The 19,392-nt window shown below is 62.5% G+C and carries 22 protein-coding genes; 19 read left to right on the top strand and 3 right to left on the bottom strand.

Features of this window, described 5'->3' with window-relative positions:
- The first annotated feature begins 260 nt into the window (after positions 1-260).
- Positions 261-1,247 (top strand): sugar-binding transcriptional regulator, encoded by a 987-nt coding sequence (locus D0Y60_RS13660; protein WP_117370513.1) that lies wholly within the window; start codon positions 261-263, stop codon positions 1,245-1,247.
- A gap of 6 nt (positions 1,248-1,253) precedes the next feature.
- On the opposite strand, the gene D0Y60_RS13655 is transcribed toward D0Y60_RS13660, so the two are convergent.
- Entirely contained in the window at positions 1,254-1,475 is a 222-nt protein-coding gene (locus D0Y60_RS13655; protein WP_117370512.1) for a transcriptional regulator, read from the bottom strand.
- Positions 1,476-1,660: 185 nt separating this feature from the next.
- On the opposite strand from D0Y60_RS13655, the gene D0Y60_RS24865 reads away from it, so the two are divergent.
- Positions 1,661-2,245, top strand: a complete 585-nt coding sequence (locus D0Y60_RS24865) for a 5-formyltetrahydrofolate cyclo-ligase (RefSeq protein WP_199564187.1) — start codon at positions 1,661-1,663, stop codon at positions 2,243-2,245.
- A 9-nt stretch (positions 2,246-2,254) separates the two neighbouring features.
- Complete coding sequence (locus D0Y60_RS24860) at positions 2,255-3,079, top strand: YmdB family metallophosphoesterase (RefSeq protein ID WP_199564186.1); 825 nt, start codon at positions 2,255-2,257, stop codon at positions 3,077-3,079.
- A 7-nt stretch (positions 3,080-3,086) separates the two neighbouring features.
- Here D0Y60_RS24860 and D0Y60_RS13645 read toward each other — a convergent pair whose 3' ends face one another.
- The gene (locus D0Y60_RS13645; RefSeq protein WP_117370511.1) at positions 3,087-3,623 is read right to left on the bottom strand and encodes a pyridoxamine 5'-phosphate oxidase family protein; all 537 of its coding nucleotides are present in this window, start codon (positions 3,621-3,623) and stop codon (positions 3,087-3,089) included.
- Between the two features lie 167 nt (positions 3,624-3,790).
- Between D0Y60_RS13645 and D0Y60_RS13640 the strand changes: the two genes are divergently transcribed.
- Together D0Y60_RS13640 and D0Y60_RS13635 are read left to right on the top strand one after the other, a co-directional pair.
- Positions 3,791-4,285, top strand: coding sequence for a hypothetical protein (locus D0Y60_RS13640; protein ID WP_117370510.1), 495 nt, complete (start codon positions 3,791-3,793; stop codon positions 4,283-4,285).
- A 144-nt stretch (positions 4,286-4,429) separates the two neighbouring features.
- Positions 4,430-5,176 carry a YebC/PmpR family DNA-binding transcriptional regulator gene (locus D0Y60_RS13635; RefSeq protein ID WP_117370509.1) on the top strand — a complete coding sequence of 249 codons (747 nt, stop codon included), beginning with the start codon at positions 4,430-4,432 and terminating at the stop codon, positions 5,174-5,176.
- Positions 5,177-5,237: 61 nt separating this feature from the next.
- Here the strand turns inward: D0Y60_RS13635 and D0Y60_RS13630 are convergent, their stop codons facing one another.
- The gene (locus D0Y60_RS13630) at positions 5,238-6,239 is read right to left on the bottom strand and encodes an LLM class flavin-dependent oxidoreductase (protein WP_117370508.1); all 1,002 of its coding nucleotides are present in this window, start codon (positions 6,237-6,239) and stop codon (positions 5,238-5,240) included.
- Positions 6,240-6,398: 159 nt separating this feature from the next.
- On the opposite strand from D0Y60_RS13630, the gene ruvC reads away from it, so the two are divergent.
- The 14 genes from ruvC to ftsH all read left to right on the top strand — a co-directional run bounded on the left by ruvC (position 6,399) and on the right by ftsH (position 19,215).
- A complete protein-coding gene (gene ruvC / locus D0Y60_RS13625) occupies positions 6,399-6,911 on the top strand; it encodes a crossover junction endodeoxyribonuclease RuvC (RefSeq protein ID WP_117370507.1) in 513 nt (170 codons plus the stop codon).
- Between the two features lie 55 nt (positions 6,912-6,966).
- Positions 6,967-7,227, top strand: a complete 261-nt coding sequence (locus tag D0Y60_RS13620) for an AbrB/MazE/SpoVT family DNA-binding domain-containing protein (RefSeq protein WP_117370506.1) — start codon at positions 6,967-6,969, stop codon at positions 7,225-7,227.
- Positions 7,208-7,624 (top strand): type II toxin-antitoxin system VapC family toxin, encoded by a 417-nt coding sequence (locus D0Y60_RS13615; protein WP_199564185.1) that lies wholly within the window; start codon positions 7,208-7,210, stop codon positions 7,622-7,624. The genes D0Y60_RS13620 and D0Y60_RS13615 overlap by 20 nt, the downstream gene beginning before the upstream one ends.
- A 12-nt stretch (positions 7,625-7,636) precedes the next feature.
- Complete coding sequence (gene ruvA / locus D0Y60_RS13610) at positions 7,637-8,254, top strand: Holliday junction branch migration protein RuvA (protein ID WP_117370504.1); 618 nt, start codon at positions 7,637-7,639, stop codon at positions 8,252-8,254.
- 40 nt (positions 8,255-8,294) lie between these two features.
- Complete coding sequence (gene ruvB / locus D0Y60_RS13605; RefSeq protein WP_117370503.1) at positions 8,295-9,335, top strand: Holliday junction branch migration DNA helicase RuvB; 1,041 nt, start codon at positions 8,295-8,297, stop codon at positions 9,333-9,335.
- Positions 9,336-9,337: 2 nt separating this feature from the next.
- Positions 9,338-9,829: a tol-pal system-associated acyl-CoA thioesterase gene (gene ybgC / locus D0Y60_RS13600; protein ID WP_117370502.1), complete on the top strand. Its 492-nt coding sequence runs from the start codon at positions 9,338-9,340 to the stop codon at positions 9,827-9,829.
- Positions 9,830-10,133: 304 nt separating this feature from the next.
- Positions 10,134-10,850 carry a protein TolQ gene (gene tolQ / locus D0Y60_RS13595; RefSeq protein ID WP_117370501.1) on the top strand — a complete coding sequence of 239 codons (717 nt, stop codon included), beginning with the start codon at positions 10,134-10,136 and terminating at the stop codon, positions 10,848-10,850.
- Between the two features lie 27 nt (positions 10,851-10,877).
- Complete coding sequence (tolR, locus tag D0Y60_RS13590) at positions 10,878-11,330, top strand: protein TolR (protein WP_117370500.1); 453 nt, start codon at positions 10,878-10,880, stop codon at positions 11,328-11,330.
- A 9-nt stretch (positions 11,331-11,339) separates the two neighbouring features.
- Positions 11,340-12,452, top strand: a complete 1,113-nt coding sequence (locus D0Y60_RS13585; RefSeq protein WP_117370499.1) for a cell envelope integrity protein TolA — start codon at positions 11,340-11,342, stop codon at positions 12,450-12,452.
- A 22-nt stretch (positions 12,453-12,474) separates the two neighbouring features.
- A complete protein-coding gene (tolB, locus tag D0Y60_RS13580) occupies positions 12,475-13,779 on the top strand; it encodes a Tol-Pal system beta propeller repeat protein TolB (protein WP_117370498.1) in 1,305 nt (434 codons plus the stop codon).
- Positions 13,780-14,082: 303 nt separating this feature from the next.
- Entirely contained in the window at positions 14,083-14,619 is a 537-nt protein-coding gene (pal, locus tag D0Y60_RS13575) for a peptidoglycan-associated lipoprotein Pal (RefSeq protein ID WP_117370497.1), read from the top strand.
- Between the two features lie 154 nt (positions 14,620-14,773).
- Positions 14,774-15,784, top strand: coding sequence for a tol-pal system protein YbgF (gene ybgF / locus D0Y60_RS13570; protein WP_117370496.1), 1,011 nt, complete (start codon positions 14,774-14,776; stop codon positions 15,782-15,784).
- 20 nt (positions 15,785-15,804) lie between these two features.
- Positions 15,805-17,094 carry a tRNA lysidine(34) synthetase TilS gene (gene tilS / locus D0Y60_RS13565; protein ID WP_158565481.1) on the top strand — a complete coding sequence of 430 codons (1,290 nt, stop codon included), beginning with the start codon at positions 15,805-15,807 and terminating at the stop codon, positions 17,092-17,094.
- 198 nt (positions 17,095-17,292) lie between these two features.
- Positions 17,293-19,215, top strand: coding sequence for an ATP-dependent zinc metalloprotease FtsH (gene ftsH, locus D0Y60_RS13560; protein WP_117370494.1), 1,923 nt, complete (start codon positions 17,293-17,295; stop codon positions 19,213-19,215).
- The last annotated feature ends 177 nt before the right edge of the window (positions 19,216-19,392 follow it).

Raw genomic sequence — 19,392 nt, 5'->3', positions numbered from 1 at the left:
CGTTTTCCGTTGGAAACGCCAGGCCCTCCTCCATGTTCCCTGTGAAAGCGCACCCGGCGACCGTGCTTCCTGTTTCAGTCGCCGTGTGTGCTGGCACACCCAATCTTCCGGCGGAATTCCGCCAGCGGATCTGAGGCGGACTATCATCGCTTCCGAGGATAAAAGTCAAGCACTTTTGCTTAATCTTGTGAACATATGTCGCATTTCCGCTTTGCTGTGCTAAGCTGACCCTAGAACGATTGCAGACAGATGGAGGCGACGTGGCCAGACTTCGGCGCGATACCCATACGGCCTATTCGGAATCGGCGGCTTTGCGGCTTCGAGCCGCATGGCTCTATTACAATCAGGGCCTCACCCAGAAGGACGTGGCGGAGAAGATCGGTGTCAGCCGCACCACCGTCGTCCGCATGCTCGACGAGGCGCTGAAGCGTTCCGAGGTGCAGATCTGGATCAATGAGGGCGTCGGCGATTGCGTCGAGCTCGCCGTGCGGCTCGAAAAGGCCTATGGGCTGGACGAAGCCGTGGTGGTGCCGGCCGCCGAGAGCGCGGAGGCGACAGCCAAGGGTGTCGGTCTCGCGCTCGGCCAGTTCCTGACGGAAGCCATCCCGGACGATTGCACCGTCGGCGTCGGCTGGGGGCGCACGCTGACCGCTTCGCTTGCCAGTTTCCGCCCGGCGCGGCGGGAACGGGTGAAGGTCGTCTCGTTGCTCGGCGGCGTGGTCGAGGCGCATCACATCAACCCGATCGAATATACCTGGCGGCTGGCGAGCCAGCTCGGGGCGGAATGTTATCTCTTCCTCGCGCCGCTGCTCGTCGATTCCCGCGAGACCAAGCGCAGCCTCATCGAGAAATGCGGCCTCAGGACGCTGTTCGACCTGGCGGAGAACATGGACATCGCCGTGGTGAGCTGCGGCGATATCGGCCCGCGCGCCAGCTCCCTGTCGCGCGATTTCATCGCCAGGCACGAGCTGGAGGAGCTGATCGCGGCGGGCTGCGTCTGCGATACGATGTGCAATTTCCTCGATGCGGAGGGTCGCACGATCGACCATCCGATCCGTCACCGCGTCATGTCGATCGATCTCGATACGGTGAAGAAGGCGCGGCATATCGTGCTCGTCTCGGGCGGCGCGCATCGGGCACCGGCCATCCGTGCCACCATCCGGCGCATCGGCTGCAACACGCTGATCACCGATGAGGGGGCGGCACTGGCGATGTTGCAACTGGCGGAGGCTTCAGCCGCCGCCTGATGCCAATCAGAGCAGGTCGAGGCGGATGGCGCGGGTGATGGCGCCGGTCACGTTGCGGGCGTCGAGCTTGTCGATGGCGCTGCGCATGGCGTCAGCCACGCGCGGCATCGTCAGGTCTGTTTCAAGCACGATTTCGGCCGGCGTCCTGCCGTGGGCGGCAAGGGAAAGACAGCGTCTTTCGATTTCGGTCAGTTCCGGCAGGCGGGAAAGATCATTTTCCGAGGACATGCGCCCCGCTTAGGGGCTCGCTTTGTCATCGGAAAGCTCAAGCTGTTCCAATGCTTAACAGGAGTAGGCGGTTTTTCGCCTCCCTGTGCCATTGTGGGGCAGGTCCGTCATGTCGCAAAAGGAGGGGGATTTGCTTTCCTTGCCTGCTAGCTGGTAAAGGCACGCGAAACAGGCCGGAGACGACAGTGACATCGAGGGTAGAGAAGGCATCGATCCGCAACGAGCGGCTGGCGCTGCGCGACGCGATGACGCCGCAGGCGCGCATCGAGGGCAGCCTTGCCATGGTGGAGCATGCCGGTGACCGGCTGGAATTCGATCCCGGCACGGTCATTTCGGGCTTCTGGCCGATCCGCTCGGAGGCCGATATCCGTCCGCTGATGGCGCACTTCCGTACCCGCGGTGCGCGGCTTTGCCTGCCCGTGGTGCTCGATCGCGAGACGATCATCTTTCGCGAGCTGGTTGTTGGCGCGCCGGTCGTGAAGACGGGTTTTGGCACGACGGGGCCGGGAGAAGAGGCCGCCGTGCTCGATCCGGATATTCTGCTCGTGCCGCTCTCGGCCTTCGACCGGGCAGGCCATCGCATCGGCTACGGCGCAGGGCACTACGACCGCGCCATCGACCGCCTGAAGGCCCGAGGCCACAGGCCGAGACTCATCGGCATTGCCTTCGACTGCCAGGAAGTGGCATCAGTACCCGCGGAACCGCATGACGTCGCGCTGGATGCGATCCTCACCGAGAGCGGCTTCCGTTTGTTCCAACCGGTTTCGTAAGGCAGTCAGATGCGGTTTCTTTTTCTGGGCGACATGGTGGGCAAGACCGGGCGGACGGCCGTCTGGGAACGCCTGCCGGGGCTGATCAGCGATTTTAAGCTGGATTTCGTCGTCGTCAACGGAGAGAACGCGGCCGGCGGTTTCGGCATCACCGAGGATATCTTCCTGCAGACGGTCAATGCCGGCGCCGACGTGGTGACGACGGGCAACCATGTCTGGGACCAGAAGGAAGCCGTGGGCTTTGCCGGCCGGCACGACCAGTTCCTGCGTCCTGCCAACTATCCCGCCGGCACGCCCGGCCGCGGCGCCAATCTCTTCATCGCGAAGAACGGTGCCCGCGTGCTTGTCGCCAACATCATGGGGCGGGTCTTCATGCATCCGGAACTCGACGATCCCTTCACCGCGGGCGAAGCGATCCTCGCCTCATGCCCGCTCGGCGAGCAGGCCGATGCCGTGATCTTCGATTTCCATGCGGAGGCGACGAGCGAGAAGCAGTGCTTCGGCCATTTCGTCGATGGCCGCGCCAGCGTCGTCGTCGGCACTCATACCCATGTGCCCACGGCCGATTGCCAGATCCTGAACGGCGGCACGGCCTATATGTCGGATGCCGGCATGTGCGGCGACTACGATTCCTCGCTCGGCATGGAGAAAGAGGAACCGCTCAACCGCTTCATCTCGAAAATGCCGAAAGGCCGCTTCGAAGCGGCCTCCGGTCCGGCGACGATCTGTGGTCTTGCGGTCGAGATTTCCGACCGCACGGGGCTTGCCGAGAAGGTCGCGCCGCTCCGGCTCGGCCCGCGTCTCGCCGAGGCCCTGCCGGAATTCTGGCGTTAGCCTTCTATCAGACCATGTGACGCAGATGATCGGCGGAGCCGCCGCTCAGGTTGATATGCGTCTTGACGCCGACATCCGGCTCCTCTTCGGGGTTGAAGTTCGCCTTGGCGATCTCCCAGCCGAATTTCAGCTTGCTGCCGGTCGAGGCCCAGATTTCGACGTCTTCGATTTCCAGCGCCAGCATGGTCAGCTTCGGATCGTCCTTGCCGTGGTCAAACCAGGCCTCGACGACCGAACTCCAGTATTCGTCGATCTTCGCCGAATCCTTGCGCACCATGATGCGGCCGGCGACGCAGGCGTGGTAATCATGATCCTTGCCGACGACGCAGAAATGCGCGCGGGCGCCCGGCACGACGGCATCGACAATATCGGCATCCGTCTTGGTGAAAAACCAGATGGTCGCGGTCTGCCGGTCGAGCTGCGGCGCCATCGGCTGCATATGCATGTGGCTGCCCTCGATGCCGAGCATACCGGCATGGATGCGGTCGATCTCGTCGAAAAGCTGTTCTTTGGGATTTTCACGGGCACGGGTGAGATTGGACATCGCTATTCCTCTCAAGCGTTGGATTTGAGGACAGGGAACGTGAGGGCGCAAACAAGGTTCCCATAAAAGCGTTCAACCGGTCGTGACCGCCGCTGCATAGATGCCTCGTCCCTTGCCGAAATAACCGCCGGTTCCTATTGTCTGCTCTGCCTTATCTGGAGTTTTCGATGCGTTTTCCCATTGCCGCCTGCGCCGTCCTGTTCTCCGCTGCTTCAGCCTTCGCGGCGAGCGCGCCGACTCCAGACGGGCCCGGTGCCGACAAAGGAAAGCCGAGCCAGGCGGAGACACAGCCCGTCGAAAAGGCGCCTGTGCGCACGCTCGGCGTCGCGCAGACCTTCGTCATGCCTTCGGGCAATATCGCGTGCATCTACATCCCGGAAGGTGGGACCGATGTCTACCAGCCGGCCGATGGCGGGCCGGAGCTTTCCTGCGATCGCATGGAGCCGAAATATGTGCGCGCGACGCTAGGGCGTAGCGGCAAGGCGGTGATCCTGTCCAATGTAGGCGATCAAGGCTGCTGCGGCGGCGACCGGACCGTCGATTACGGTGAAACCTGGTCGGCGGGGCCATTCACCTGCCATTCGGAACGGACGGGGCTGACCTGCGAGCGCGATGATGGCCATTCCTTCCTGCTGAGCCGTGCCCGCATTCGCGCCGATTGAAGGTGCTGGACGCCGCACGACAATGAAATTATAAGGCGGCATTCCAAAAATCGGGGCAGCAAGCTGGCGCGTTCCCGCGCTCAGCATGCCCCATGAACTGAACGGCGACCCGCAAAGGGGCGCCAAAATCGAGACAGGGGTGCCATGGCTGGCCATTCACAGTTCAAGAATATCATGCACCGCAAGGGTCGGCAGGATGCCGTGCGGTCGAAAATGTTCTCCAAGCTTGCCCGTGAAATCACGGTTGCGGCCAAGACCGGTCTGCCAGACCCGGCCATGAACGCCCGCCTGCGTCTGGCGATCCAGAACGCCAAGGCGCAGTCCATGCCGAAGGACAATATCGAGCGCGCCATCAAGAAGGCCTCCGGTGCCGACAGCGAGAACTACGAAGAAGTCCGCTACGAGGGCTACGGTCCGGGCGGCGTCGCCGTCATCGTCGAGGCGCTGACTGACAACCGCAACCGCACCGCGTCCTCCGTTCGCTCGACCTTCTCCAAGGCTGGTGGCGCACTGGGTGAAACCGGTTCGGTGTCCTTCTCCTTCGACCGCGTCGGCGAGATCACCTACAAGCTTTCGGTCGGCTCCGCCGATGCCGTCATGGAAGCCGCAATCGATGCCGGCGCCGAGGACGTGACGACGGACGAGGAAGGCCACACGATCATCTGCGGTTTCGAAGATATCGGCGAGGTCTCCAAGGCGCTGGAAGACAAGCTCGGCGAAGCCGAGACCGTCAAGGCAATCTGGAAGGCGCAGAATACCGTGCCGGTCGACGAGGAAAAGGCGCAGTCGCTGATGAAGCTCATCGACACGCTGGAAGACGACGACGACGTGCAGAACGTCTATTCGAACTTCGAAGTCTCCGACGAAGTCATGGCCAAGCTTTCGGCCTGATCGGTCGGATCACCTGAAGTTGAAAAGGCCGGGCGTCCCATGGGCGCCCGGCCTTTTTCGTTCATGCGGCGAGCGAGAGGCTCTGCTGCGCGTCGGCAAAGAGCCGAACGGATTTCAACCGGGCCTCCATGTCGTAGATCGGCATGGAGACGATCAACTCGTCGGCCTTGGTGAGGTCGAGGAAATCGGCGATGCGGGCCTGGATCGTCTGCGGCCCGCCGACCACGGCGTATTGCAGCGTGTGCTCGACCATTATGCGCTCCTGCTCGTTCCAGAAGGTACTCATGTCATTGACCGGCGGCGGGAAGGCATCCGGCGTGCCGCGGCGCAGGCGCACGAAGGATTGCTGCATGGAGGTGAAGAGGTGGTTCGCCTCCGCATCCGTATCGGCGGCAGCCCCCATCACGCCGACCATGGCATGCGGTCTGTCGAGATATTGCGAGGGCGTGAAGCGCTCGCGGTAGATTTCCAACGCCGAAAGCAACATGTCGGGCGCGAAATGCGAAGCGAAGGCGAAGGGTAGGCCGAGCATGCCGGCCAGATGCGCCGAATAGTGGCTGGAGCCGAGCAGCCATACCGGCACGTTGCTGTTGGCGCCGGGAATGGCGACGACCTTTTGCTGCGCGCCCGGCGGGCCCATCATCTGCATCAGCTCGACGACATCCTGCGGGAAGTTTTCAGCACCACTGTCGAGATTGCGACGCAGCGCCTGCGCGGTGCGCATGTCGGTGCCCGGCGCGCGGCCGAGGCCGAGATCGATGCGATCCGGAAAGAGCGCCGCCAGCGTGCCGAACTGCTCTGCAATGACGAGCGGCGAATGGTTCGGCAGCATGATGCCGCCGGAGCCGACACGGATCTTTTCCGTGCCGGCTGCGACATGCTGGATGACGAGGGAGGTGGCTGCGCTGGCAATACCGCGCATGCCGTGGTGTTCGGCAAGCCAGAAACGCTTGTAGCCGCAGGCTTCCGCTTCCTGTGCGAGGCGGCGGGAGTTGGCCAGCGACTGGGCGACGGTGCCGCCTTCGATGACCGGGGACAGGTCGAGGATGGAAAAGGGCACCATGGGAGCGGCCTCTGTAAGGGAATTTGATTGTCCTCCCATGTAGGTTCAGTTTTGCGAAATCCAAGAAAGCCGCGACGGGTTTTCTCGTGTCGCCGTCGATGTTTTTGTTTTGTTCACATTTCGCTGGCAGGGTCCAATGGACAGAGCTAGGATTTTCGCATGCAGGAAACGATTCGCATTATCGGCATCGACCCGGGGCTTCGACGCACCGGCTGGGGCATCATCGAGACGCTCGGCAATTCGCTGCGCTTCGTTGCCTCAGGCACCGTAACATCCGATGGTGACATGGATCTCGCCTCGCGGCTCTGCCAGCTGCATGACGGCCTTGCCGAGATCGTGCACAGCTATCAGCCGCAGGAAGCCGCGGTCGAGCAGACCTTCGTCAACAAGGATGCAACCGCCACGCTGAAGCTCGGCCAGGCCCGCGGCATCGCCATGCTGGTGCCCGCGCGCGCCGGCCTGCGTGTTGCCGAATACGCCCCGAATGCCGTGAAGAAGGCGGTCATCGGCGTCGGTCACGGCGAGAAGCAGCAAATCCACATGATGCTGAAGGTGCTGATGCCGAAAGCCACTTTCATCGGCAACGACGCCGCCGATGCGCTTGCCATCGCCATCTGCCACGCTCACAATCGCCAAGGCCTCTCCGGCCGCCTCGCCAAGCTCGCCGGCTGATTTGTTCTTGACTTGTTCCGGTTGCGGCGATAAGTAATACCTCAGAGGTATTACCATGCGTGTGACGGAAAAAGGTCAGGTGACGATTCCCAAACCCATTCGGGACCGGCTCGCTATCGAGCCGGGCTCGGAGGTCGATTTCGTCGTGTCCGACGAGGGCGTGATGCTGGTCAAGGTCGGTGACGGCAAGGCGGATTTCGACGATTTCGAAGCCTGGGCGGCGAGCGTCAAGGGAACCTGGGATTTCGACGGTATGACGCCGGACGAATATTTCGAATGGCTGCGAGGGCCGCGTGATGACCTCGACCCTCGTTGATACGAATGTGCTGATCGATATGCTAGGGCCGGATCGGCCGCAGCGGGCCTGGTCCTTTGCTGCACTTAAGCGGTGCCTGGAAGAAGGAGAATTGGTCCTCAATTCCATCGTCTGGTCCGAGCTTGCGACGTCGCCGCTTAGTGAACTCGAGCTGAATCTGGCTTTCGGCTGGCTGCGCATGCGGCGCGAGGCTTTGTCCTATGAAGCGGCTTTTGCCGCCGGCAAGGCGCATTACGCCTATCGGCGGGCAGGCGGGCTGCGCGAGAGGACACTTCCGGACTTCCTCGTCGGCGCGCATGCCGCAGCGCGCTCCCATCGCCTCCTCACCCGCGATGCCGCCCGCTACCGCAGCTATTTCCCCGCCCTCGACATTATCTCACCCGAAACCCATCCCTGACGGACACCCATCATGATCGGCAAACTCAAAGGCACCATCGACGAGATCGGCGACGACCATGTGGTGTTGGATGTGCACGGGGTCGGCTATGTCGCGCATTGTTCGGCGCGCACGCTCGGCAAGCTCGGCTCGGCCGGCGAGGCGGCGGTGCTGTTCATCGAGACCTATGTGCGCGAGGACCAGTTCCGCCTGTTCGGCTTCCTGACAGCGCTGGAGCGGGAGTGGTTCCGGCTGTTGCAGAGCGTGCAGGGCGTCGGTTCCAAGGTGGCACTGGCCGTGCTCTCGACGCTGACGCCGGGAGAGCTCGCCAACGCCATCGCGCTGCAGGACAAGACGGCGGTGTCACGGGCGCCCGGCGTCGGGCCGAAGGTCGCCGTGCGCATCATGACGGAACTGCGCAACAAGGCGCCGGCCTTCGCAGGCGAGGCGGCCGCATCGATCGGGCTCAAGCAGGAGCTTGGCGAAGGTGTGGCCTCCGCACCGGTTTCGGATGCCGTTTCGGCGCTCACCAATCTCGGTTATTCGCGCGACCAGGCGGCCAACGCCATCGCGGCAGCGCTGAAGAACGGCGGGGAGGGGGCCGACAGCGCCAAGCTCATCCGCCTCGGCCTCAAGGAATTGTCGCGGTGAGGCAGTTGCCTTCCTGGGCCGGGAATGGGATTAGGGCGCGATGAGCGACGAGAACAGACTGCTTGCGCCGGAAAAGCGTGGCGAGGACATCGATACCGCCTTGCGGCCGCAGACGCTGGACGATTTCACCGGCCAGGCAGAAGCGCGCGCCAATCTGAAGATCTTCATCGAGGCGGCGAAGAACCGCGGCGAGGCGCTCGATCACGTGCTCTTCGTCGGTCCTCCGGGTCTCGGCAAGACGACGCTCGCCCAGATCATGGCCAAGGAACTCGGCGTCAATTTCCGCTCGACCTCCGGCCCGGTTATCGCCAAGGCCGGTGATCTCGCCGCACTGCTCACCAATCTGGAAGAGCGCGACGTGCTTTTCATCGACGAAATCCATCGCCTCAACCCGGCCGTCGAGGAAATCCTCTATCCGGCTATGGAGGATTTCCAGCTCGACCTGATCATCGGCGAAGGCCCGGCCGCGCGCTCGGTGAAGATCGACTTGTCCAAGTTCACGCTTGTCGCGGCCACCACCCGCCTCGGCCTGCTCACCACGCCGCTGCGCGATCGTTTCGGCATTCCGGTACGATTGAATTTCTACACCGTCGAAGAACTGGAATCGATCGTGCGCCGCGGCGCGCGGCTGATGGGGCTCGGCATGACGGATGAGGGCGCGCGCGAGATAGCGCGGCGCGCGCGCGGCACGCCACGCATCGCTGGTCGCCTGCTGCGCCGTGTGCGCGACTTTGCCGAAGTGGCGCGGGCGGATGCAGTGACGCAAAAAATCGCCGACGAGGCGCTGACGCGGCTGCTCGTCGACAATATGGGCCTCGACCAGCTCGACCGCCGGTATCTCTCGATGATCGCCCACAATTTCGCCGGCGGCCCCGTCGGCATCGAGACGATCGCGGCGGGACTGTCCGAGCCGCGCGATGCGATCGAGGACATCATCGAGCCCTACATGATCCAGCAGGGCTTCATCCAGCGCACCCCGCGCGGGCGTGTTTTGACCGTAAACGCCTGGAAACATATGGGACTGACGCCGCCGAAGGACTTGGAGGCGACGCAGTTCCGCCTTTTCTCCGAAGACGATTGAGCATGAGCGACGCGAACCGGAATTCCACAGACCATCATCTTTCCGGCGAGCTGACCGAAGCCGGCCACCGGCTCGTGCAGCGGGTCTATTACGAGGACACGGATTTTTCCGGCGTCGTATACCACGCCCGCTACCTGCATTTCCTGGAGCGAGGCCGGACGGACTATCTGCGCCTGCTCGGCGTGGAGCAGGGCAACCTGGTTCTGGAGGAGGATCGCGAGGGGCTGGTCTTCGTCGTGCACCGCATGGAGATCGACTTCAAGGCGCCTGCGCGCATGGACGATATCCTGACCATCCAGACTGCTACCGAGAAGGCAGGCGGCGCGAAGATGATCCTCAACCAGGAAATCCGCCGGGGTGAGCAATTGCTGATCGCTGCCCGCGTCATCATCGCCGTCATCAATTCCGCCGGGCGACCGCGCCGCCTGCCGGAAGGTTTGGCGGCCCGGTTTCTTGCCAAAGTGCAAGAAGTATCAGGCGCGCCTTCGCGGTAACACTCCCTTAACCATAATGATGTCTTACTCGGTTCGTGAGGATTTTGTGCACTGCACGTCATCCTTTAACCAAAATTGCCGTGAAGAAGGCAGGTTGTAAGCGTTTGACCGGCATGGCAGCCGGCGGCATCAACCGGACATTCTTGACGGATATGCGAAGCGGATGGGGCAAAACCCCACGAGCGACGTTCGTTCTGTGAATGCCGGTGCGGCTCGACCTCCCAGGAGACCGCACGGCGTGAATGTGACCCGGTTCGAGCCGCAACGGCCCGTGCCGGGTGTTTGGATTCGGGGACATAGGTCTATGGAACAAGTGGGTTTGGAAGCGGCTGCGAATGTTTCCCTCTGGGGTCTCTTCATGCAGGCCGGATTCATCGTGAAGCTGGTCATGCTCGGCCTTCTTGCCGCGTCCGTCTGGACCTGGGCGATCGTCGTCGACAAGGCCGTGAGCTACGGCAAGGCGCGTCGCCAGCTCGACAGTTTCGAACAGGTCTTCTGGTCGGGCCAGTCGCTTGAAGAGCTTTACCGCACGCTGTCGGATCGCCAGACCTCGGGCATGAGCGCCATCTTCGTGGCTGCGATGCGCGAATGGAAGAAGAGCTTCGAGCGCGGTGCGCGCTCGCCGATCGGCCTGCAGATGCGTATCGACCGGGCGATGGACGTGACGCTGTCGCGCGAATCCGAAACGCTTGAAGCGCGCCTCGGGTCGCTTGCCACCATCGGCTCGGCGGCGCCCTTCGTCGGCCTCTTCGGTACCGTCGTCGGTATCATGACGTCGTTCCAGGCGATCGCCGGCTCCAAGCAGACCAGCCTTGCGGTCGTGGCTCCCGGTATCGCGGAAGCGCTTCTCGCAACGGCTATCGGCCTCGTCGCCGCAATTCCGGCGGTTATCGCCTACAACAAGTTCTCCGCCGATGCCGGCAAGCTGACGGCGCGTATGGAAGGTTTTGCGGACGAATTCTCCGCCATCCTGTCGCGCCAGATCGACGAGAAGCTGCAGCCGCGCGCCGCGGCGCAGTGATCGGCTAGAACAGACGGAGACGACCCCATGGGCATGTCAGTCGGAGCAAAGAATTCGGGCGGCGGGCGCCGCCGCCGCGGGGGCGGCAAGAAGGCCCCGATCAGCGAGATCAACGTGACGCCGATGGTCGACGTCATGCTCGTGCTGCTCATCATCTTCATGGTCGCAGCGCCGCTGATGACCGTTGGCGTGCCGCTCGACCTGCCGAAGACGCAGGCCAAGGCGCTGAACGCCGACACCCAGCCGATCACCGTCTCGGTCAAGGCCGATGGCCAGGTCTATCTGCAGGAAACCGCAATCCCGATCGATGAAGTGGCCGCCAAGCTGCAAGCCGTGGCGACGACGGGTTATACCGAGCGCATCTTCGTGCGCGGCGACGGCAATGCGCCTTACGGCATCATCGCCGACGTCATGTCGCGCATCCAGGCCGGCGGCTTCACGAATATCGGTCTCGTCACCGAGCAGAAACCGGACAGGTAATCGCACGCCATGAAGGGCAGCCTTGCCACATCCGCCGTCATCCACGCCTTGGTCCTGACCTGGGCGCTGGTTGCACTCGGCAGTCCCGAAAGTTTTGAGGTCGCCGACGTCGAGGCGCTGCCGGTCGATATCGTGTCGATCGAGGAGCTGACGCAACTTCAGCAGGGCGAGAAGACGGCCGAGTTGAAGGAAAAGGCTGCCCCCATTCCGACCAAGAGGGAAACATCCGTCGAGAATGCGGAAAATGCCGGTGACAACAAAGTCGACTTGAAGAATCTGCCGACGCCGGAGGAAAAGCCGCGCGACATCGAGACGGCCGCTGCGCCGGAAAAGGCCGAGAAGGCCGTGCAGACGCCGGATACCAAGCCTGTTGAGGACGTAAAGCAGGAACAGCCTGCGAGTGAGCCCACGACAGAGGTCGCAGCGGTTGCCGAGAAGAAGCAGGACGTCAAGCCGGATCCGAAGCCTGAGGCGACACCGTCCGAAGAGAAGCCGACGGTCGATCCGGAAGCCGAAGCGCTGCCGGACAAAATCCCGCTTCCCGAGATGAAGCCGAAGCTCGAGACGAAGAAGACCGAGACGGCGGAAAAGCCGGCCGAGAAGAAGGTGGAAACGGCCAAGGCCGAGACTGCCAAGACGCCCGACCGAAAAAAAGACGAGAAGAAGAAGCAGGAAAAAGCAAGCTCGACGAACGAAACCGAATTCAACTCGGATGAGATTTCGGCACTTCTCAACAAGGAAAAGGCAGCCGGTGGCGGCGCCAAGAGTTCGAAGCAAGAGGCTGCACTCGGCGTCAAAAAACCGTCGACGGGCGCCAAGCTTTCGATGAGCGAGATGGACGCCCTGCGCGGCCAGATCCAGAACAACTGGTCGATCATTCCCGGCATGGCCGACGCGTCCGACGTGCGCATCAAGGTGACGATGCAGCTCGATCAGAACGGCGACATTATCGGCGAGCCGGAAGTGACGGCGACCGGCGGCTCGGAAGCCGCCCGCCGTGCCCTTGCCGGCGGCGCCCGCCGCGCCATCATGAAATCACGGCCCTTCAAGGGGCTGCCGCCTGAAAAATATGACGCCTGGAGCGAAGTCGTCGTGAACTTCGACCCCAGCCAGATGATGTAAGAACTAGGAAGGCCTAGAAAAGATGTTCAGACGCACTCTCCTCCGTATGCTGGTCGTGCTGACCGGCCTCGCGGCTTTCCTGCCGCAGGCCTGGGCGGTCGTGGAAATCAACATCAACAAGGGTAATGTCGAGCCGCTGCCGATTGCGGTTACGGACTTCATTGCCAACGGTGATCTCGGCCAGCGTATCAGCGACGTGGTCGCGGCGGACCTGAAGCGGTCCGGCCTTTTCGCGCCTGTCAACAAGCAGGCCTTCATCGAGAAGATCTCCAATCCCGATCAGGCGCCGCGTTTCGAGGACTGGAAGGTCATCAACGCTCAGGCCCTCGTGACGGGACGCGTGACGCAGGAAGGCGACGGCCGCCTGCGTGCCGAATTCCGCCTCTGGGACACCTTTGCCGGCCAGCAGCTGACGGGTCAGCAGTTCTACACGCAGCCGGAAAACTGGCGTCGTGTGGCCCATATCATCGCCGACGCCATCTATGAGCGCCTGACCGGTGAGAAGGGCTACTTCGACACGCGCATCGTCTATGTCGCCGAAAGCGGCCCGAAGACGGCCCGCAAGCGCCAGCTCGCCATCATGGACCAGGACGGTTTCAACGCCCGCGCGCTCACCAATTCCAATGAACTGGTTCTGACGCCGCGCTTTTCGCCGAACCGCCAGGAAATCACCTACATGTCCTTCGAGGGCAACCAGCCGCGCGTCTACCTGCTCCAGCTGGAGACCGGACAGCGCGAAGTGGTCGGCAACTTCCCGGGTATGACCTTCTCGCCGCGCTTCTCGCCGGATGGTCAGAAAGTCATCATGAGCCTTCAGCAGGAAGGCAATTCCAATATCTACACGATGGACCTGCGTTCGCGCACCACGACGCGTCTCACGTCGACGGCGGCCATCGACACATCGCCGTCCTATTCGCCCGACGGTTCGCAGATCGTTTTCGAAAGCGACCGTGGCGGCAAGCCGCAGCTCTATGTGATGGGCGCCGACGGCTCCGGCCAGCGCCGCATCTCCTTCGGCGACGGCTCGTACTCGACCCCGGTCTGGTCTCCCCGCGGCGACCTCATCGCCTTCACCAAGCAGTCGGGCGGCAAGTTCTCGATCGGCGTGATGAAGACGGACGGTTCGGGCGAACGCATCCTGACTTCGGGATTCCACAATGAAGGCCCGACCTGGGCGCCGAACGGTCGCGTGCTGATGTTCTTCCGCCAGGGCGCGGGTGCCGGCGGTCCGCAGATCTATTCGATCGACCTCTCCGGTTATAACGAGCAGCAGGTCCAGACGAAGGGCTTCGCCTCCGACCCGGCCTGGTCGCCGCTGCTGGAATAGGACCACAGGGTCACAGATAAGGCGCGTCTGCCGCGTTCTTGCCGCAAAGTCCTGTAAATCAGGCTTCACGGCGAGACGCGGCAGACGCGTTTTTGCATGACGCCCATCGCGCAGGCGCGACATGAAATCGCGGCGGGGTGGGTGAGGAAAAGAGAATGCGAGGGGCCGGGGACGGTCTTACAAGCAATCGTTAACCATAATCGTTGAGTGCGGATTAACCGACTGCGGTTACAGTCTGGCAACCCTGATTGAAAACCGTGCTTCAACGAACTTGACGCAAAACTGATGCAAGGAGACCGGCTCATGAGCCGCATTCATTCCCCGGCCGCTGGCCGTATGCAGACCATCGCCCGCAACCCGGTGATGATCGCGCTCGTCATGACGCTTGCCCTCGCAGGCTGCGCCTCCAAGAAGAACCTGCCCAACAGCGCGGGTGACCTCGGCCTGAACGGCGGTGCTGGCGCCGCAACGCCGGGCTCGCAGCAGGACTTCACGGTCAATGTCGGTGACCGCATCTTCTTCGACACCGATTCGTCGTCGGTCCGTGCGGATGCCGCCGCCACGCTCGACCGCCAGGCCCAGTGGCTGCAGCGCTATCCGAACTACGCCATCACGGTCGAAGGCCATGCCGACGAACGCGGCACGCGTGAATACAACCTTGCACTCGGCGCACGCCGCGCTGCGGCGACCCGCCAGTACCTCGCGTCGCGCGGCATTCCGGCAAACCGCATCAAGACAATCTCCTACGGCAAGGAAAAGCCGGTCGCTGTCTGTGACGACATTTCCTGCTGGTCGCAGAATCGCCGCGCCGTCACCGTTCTCGGTGGCGCTGGCATGTAATTCCTCGAAAAAGGGGAAAGCATCGGAAGGCGGCCTCTCGGCCGCCTTTCTTTTTTCAACACACTTTGGCCGAACTCCGTTGCTTTTTAAGTGCATTTGGAAAACTCTTGCGCCAGCGCTTCGGCGTGTAACGGCACCAACAGGACGAACATAGATGAAGAAACTTGTCGCGGCAGGCGTTTTCAGTCTCGCAGCGGTAGCAGGCATGGTCGGGCCGATCAGCGCATCGCCGCTCTCGACGCTGACGAATGGCTTCCTGCCGGCGCAGAACGAGCGCGCGGCGAAGGGCAATGTGGTTCTGGCGCAGGCCATGGATCCGCGTGTCGGTGAGCTCGAAGAGCAGATCCGCACCCTCAACGGCCGAATCGAGGAAATGAGCTACCAGCTCCTGCAGATGCAGGAACAGCTCCGCAAGACGCAGGAAGACAACGAATACCGCTTCCAGGATCTGGAAAGCGGCAAGGGCGGCGCCAAAGGCAAGAGCGGCGCTCTCGACAAACCGGTCGATGGCGGTACGGCCGACCAGCAGACCGCAACGAACCAGGTTCCGGCGGATGACGCCGCCGGAACCGACAGCCAGAGTGCTTCCAATGGCGGCACCGGCGCGCAGCCGCAGGAGCTGGGTTCTATTCGCTTCGACGAAAACGGTAACCCGATCGGCGCTGCTTCCAATCCGGACCTCAACAACCAGAGTGCTGCGATCGGCAACGACAACGAATTGCCGGGCGTCGACAGCGGCAACAATCTGCCTGCGGCATCCGAATCGTCCACCGCATCGCTCGACAATCCCGACGATCTCTACAATGTCGCCTATGGCCATGTGCTGACCGGTGATTACCAGATGGCCGAGCGCGAATTTCGCGATTATCTCGACATCTTCCCGAAGGGCGAGAAGGCGGCGGACGCCAATTTCTGGATGGGCGAAGCCCAGTATTCCCAAGGCAACTACAACGATGCGGCCAAGACATTCTTGAATGCGCACCAGACCTTCAGCAAGTCGAAGAAGGCGCCGGAAATGCTATTGAAGCTCGGCATGTCGCTTGCTGCGCTCGATAACCGCGAGACGGCATGCGCAACACTGCGCGAAGTCGGCAAGCGCTACCCGAACGCCTCCAAGGCCGTGAAGGGTAAGGTCGCGTCCGAACAGAGCCGTTTGTCCTGCTGATTGCGGACGAAAATCAGGCCGTGGCCCGCGCGGAACACTCCGTCGTCGCGGCAGCCGGCCACTTCCTCGACAGTTTCAAACATCCGGCGCGCCTGCTGATCGCCATTTCCGGCGGCAGCGATTCCACCGGCTTGCTCGTGGCGCTGGCTACGCTCTGCGCCGCCGGGCACTATCCTGATATCAGCCTCTTCGCCTGCACCATCGACCACGCGCTTCGTCCCGGCTCCGCCGATGAGGCCACGACGGTGTCGGCGCTCTGCGCCCGATATGGTATTCCGCACATCATCCGTCGGTGGGATGGCGACAAACCCGCGACCGGCGTTCAGGCCGCGGCGCGGGCCAAGCGCTATGAGTTGCTGGTGGACGCTGCGGGTGCGGCAGGTGCCGACGCCATCTTGTCCGCACATACGCGTGACGATCAGAACGAGACCATCGCCATGCGCGCCGAGCGGTCGGCCGCGGGCATAGGGTTGTCAGGCATGGCGGACGCCGTTCTGTTGAACAGTTCCGTCTGGCTTTTGCGGCCGTTTCTCGGCGTGGATCGGGCCGCAGTTCGCGCCTTTCTTGCCACGCGAGGCGAGACATGGATCGACGACCCGAGCAATCTCAACCCTCTCTTCGAGCGTGCGCGCATTCGCCAGCGGGAAGAGGTGCCGACGTGCGGCCGCGAGGCGGGCGACAGACTGGCTTTGTCCGAGAGGGCTGCAGAGTTTTTGGCGCAGAACGTGTTCAAGGAACACGGAGCCTTCGCACTGGGTGCGGATGCAATCGAGATGGTTTTCCGCGATCCCGCCGCCTGGCGCGGCCTTTTGATGCTCGCTGCGACGACCGGTGGCCGCGTTCACATCATGGAAGCGGCATCGGCCGAGCGCCTGCGCGGCTTTCTTGCCAGCGGCAGACTGTCGCGGCTCACCGTCGGTCGCGTGGTGTTCGACCGTCGGCGAGAGGGGCTGTTTCTCTATCGCGAATGCCGTGGCATCGAACCCATGTTGTTGACGCCGGGAATGGCGGCGATCTGGGACGGACGCTACCGCGTGACCAACAGGACTCATGAGGCGTTTGTCATCGGCGCTGTCGGCAATGAGGGCGATGACCTCGGCGAGAACCTTCACGGGCCTGCTCTGCGCGCGCTCAAGGCTATGCCGCGGCTGAAATCCGAGGTCGGGACGACGGTCACTGACGGTGCCGACTTCATGCAGGCCGTCATTGCGCCCTATCGACTTTTCCTGCCGCGTTTCGAACTGCCGCTTGCCAATGCACTTGCGGGTATCTGCGACATTACGGCTTTTCCGCCTCCGCCGAACGAATGAAGGCGCGGGCCTGCGCGTTGTGCTAGGATACCGCCAGACTTGGATGAGGGGCTTTGGAGATAACGCTTCTCGTTGACGATAGCGTGAGAAATGCCCGTCGCCCGTGCGCTTTGCCTTGGCAAGGCCGCAAGGCGACCCTATGTTAAGCGCAAAGAAGCGGTCGGGAGAGCCTGGCCGGGAAAGTACCTGGAACGTTCGATGAATCCCAATTTTCGCAACTTCGCACTCTGGGCGATCATAGCCCTCCTGCTGATCGCGCTGTTCAGCATGTTCCAGACGAGCCCGGCGCAGACCGGCTCGCGGGAGATTCCCTATTCGCAGTTCCTCAAGGAGGTTGACTCGAGCCGGGTGAAGGAAGTGGTGATTACTGGCGAAAAGATCGTCGGTAGCTATGTCGAGAGCGGCGCGACCTTCCAGACCTATGCGCCGACCGGCGACAATTCGCTCGTCCAGCGCCTTGAGGCAAAGAACGTCGTTGTCAGTGCGCGCCCGGAAACGGACGGCTCCTCTGGCTTCCTCTCCTATATCGGCACGCTGCTGCCCATGCTGCTGATCCTCGGTGTCTGGCTCTTCTTCATGCGCCAGATGCAGGGCGGCTCGCGCGGCGCGATGGGCTTCGGCAAGTCCAAGGCCAAGCTTCTGACCGAAGCGCATGGCCGCGTCACGTTCGCCGACGTCGCCGGCGTGGATGAGGCCAAGCAGGACCTGGAGGAGATCGTCGAGTTCCTGCGCGATCCGCAAAAATTCCAGCGGCTTGGCGGCCGTATTCCGCGCGGCGTGCTGCTCGTCGGCCCGCCCGGTACCGGTAAGACGCTGCTCGCACGCTCCGTCGCGGGCGAAGCCAATGTGCCGTTCTTCACCATTTCCGGTTCGGACTTCGTGGAAATGTTCGTCGGCGTCGGCGCAAGCCGCGTGCGCGACATGTTCGAGCAGGCCAAGAAGAACGCGCCCTGCATCATCTTCATCGACGAAATCGATGCCGTCGGTCGTCATCGCGGTGCCGGTCTCGGCGGCGGCAATGACGAGCGCGAGCAGACACTGAACCAGCTCCTCGTCGAGATGGACGGTTTCGAGGCCAATGAGGGCATCATCCTGATCGCCGCGACCAACCGTCCGGACGTGCTCGACCCGGCGCTGCTGCGTCCCGGCCGCTTCGACCGCCAGGTCGTCGTGCCGAACCCCGATATCGTCGGCCGCGAGCGCATTCTCAAGGTTCACGTGCGCAACGTGCCGCTGGCGCCGAATGTCGACCTCAAGATTCTCGCTCGCGGTACGCCTGGCTTTTCCGGTGCCGACCTCATGAACCTCGTCAACGAGGCTGCCCTGATGGCGGCGCGTCGCAACAAGCGTCTCGTCACCATGCAGGAATTCGAAGACGCCAAGGATAAGATCATGATGGGTGCGGAGCGCCGCTCCTCGGCCATGACCGAGGCGGAAAAAAAGCTCACCGCTTATCACGAGGCCGGCCACGCCATCGTGGCGCTCAAGGTGCCGCTCGCCGATCCCTTGCACAAGGCGACGATCATTCCGCGTGGCCGTGCGCTCGGCATGGTGATGCAGTTGCCTGAGGGCGACCGTTACTCGATGAGCTACAAGTGGATGGTCTCGCGCCTCGCCATCATGATGGGTGGTCGTGTTGCCGAAGAGATTACCTTCGGCAAGGACAATATCACCTCCGGTGCCTCCTCGGATATCGAGCAGGCGACGAAGCTTGCCCGTGCCATGGTCACGCAATGGGGCTTTTCCGACCAGCTCGGTCAGGTCGCCTATGGTGAAAACCAGCAGGAGGTCTTCCTCGGTCATTCGGTTGCGCAGCAGAAAAATGTCTCGGAAGCCACGGCCCAGAAGATTGATAACGAGATCCGCCGCCTGATCGACGAGGCTTATTCCGAGGCCAAGCGCATCATCACCGAGCAGAACCACGAATTCGTGGCGCTTGCCGAGGGCCTGCTCGAATACGAAACGCTGACGGGCGATGAGATCAAGGCGCTGATCCGCGGCGAGAAGCCGGCGCGGGACTTGGGTGACGATACGCCGCCCAGCCGTGGCTCCGCCGTTCCGAAGACTGGCCACAAGAAGGGCGGCGAGGCGGAAGGCGGGCTGGAACCGCAGCCGCAATAAATCATCTGCAAAGATCAGAGGAACGGCCGGGAAGACATTTCCGGCCGTTTTCTTTCGGTAACGGACTGTAATCATTTCTGATCTGCGAGGTGGATGCTATTTGCCGGCTTATATGGCAAAGAAACCGCACATCTGCCGTTCCATTAAGGTTAAGGCAGGGTTACGGTTTTAAAGTAT

The organism is Shinella sp. WSJ-2 (genome assembly GCF_003432075.1).
In the GTDB taxonomy this organism is placed as follows: domain Bacteria; phylum Pseudomonadota; class Alphaproteobacteria; order Rhizobiales; family Rhizobiaceae; genus Shinella.
The sequence above is the reverse complement of the archived record's forward strand: the minus strand, read 5'-3'. Positions and strand labels throughout refer to the sequence as shown.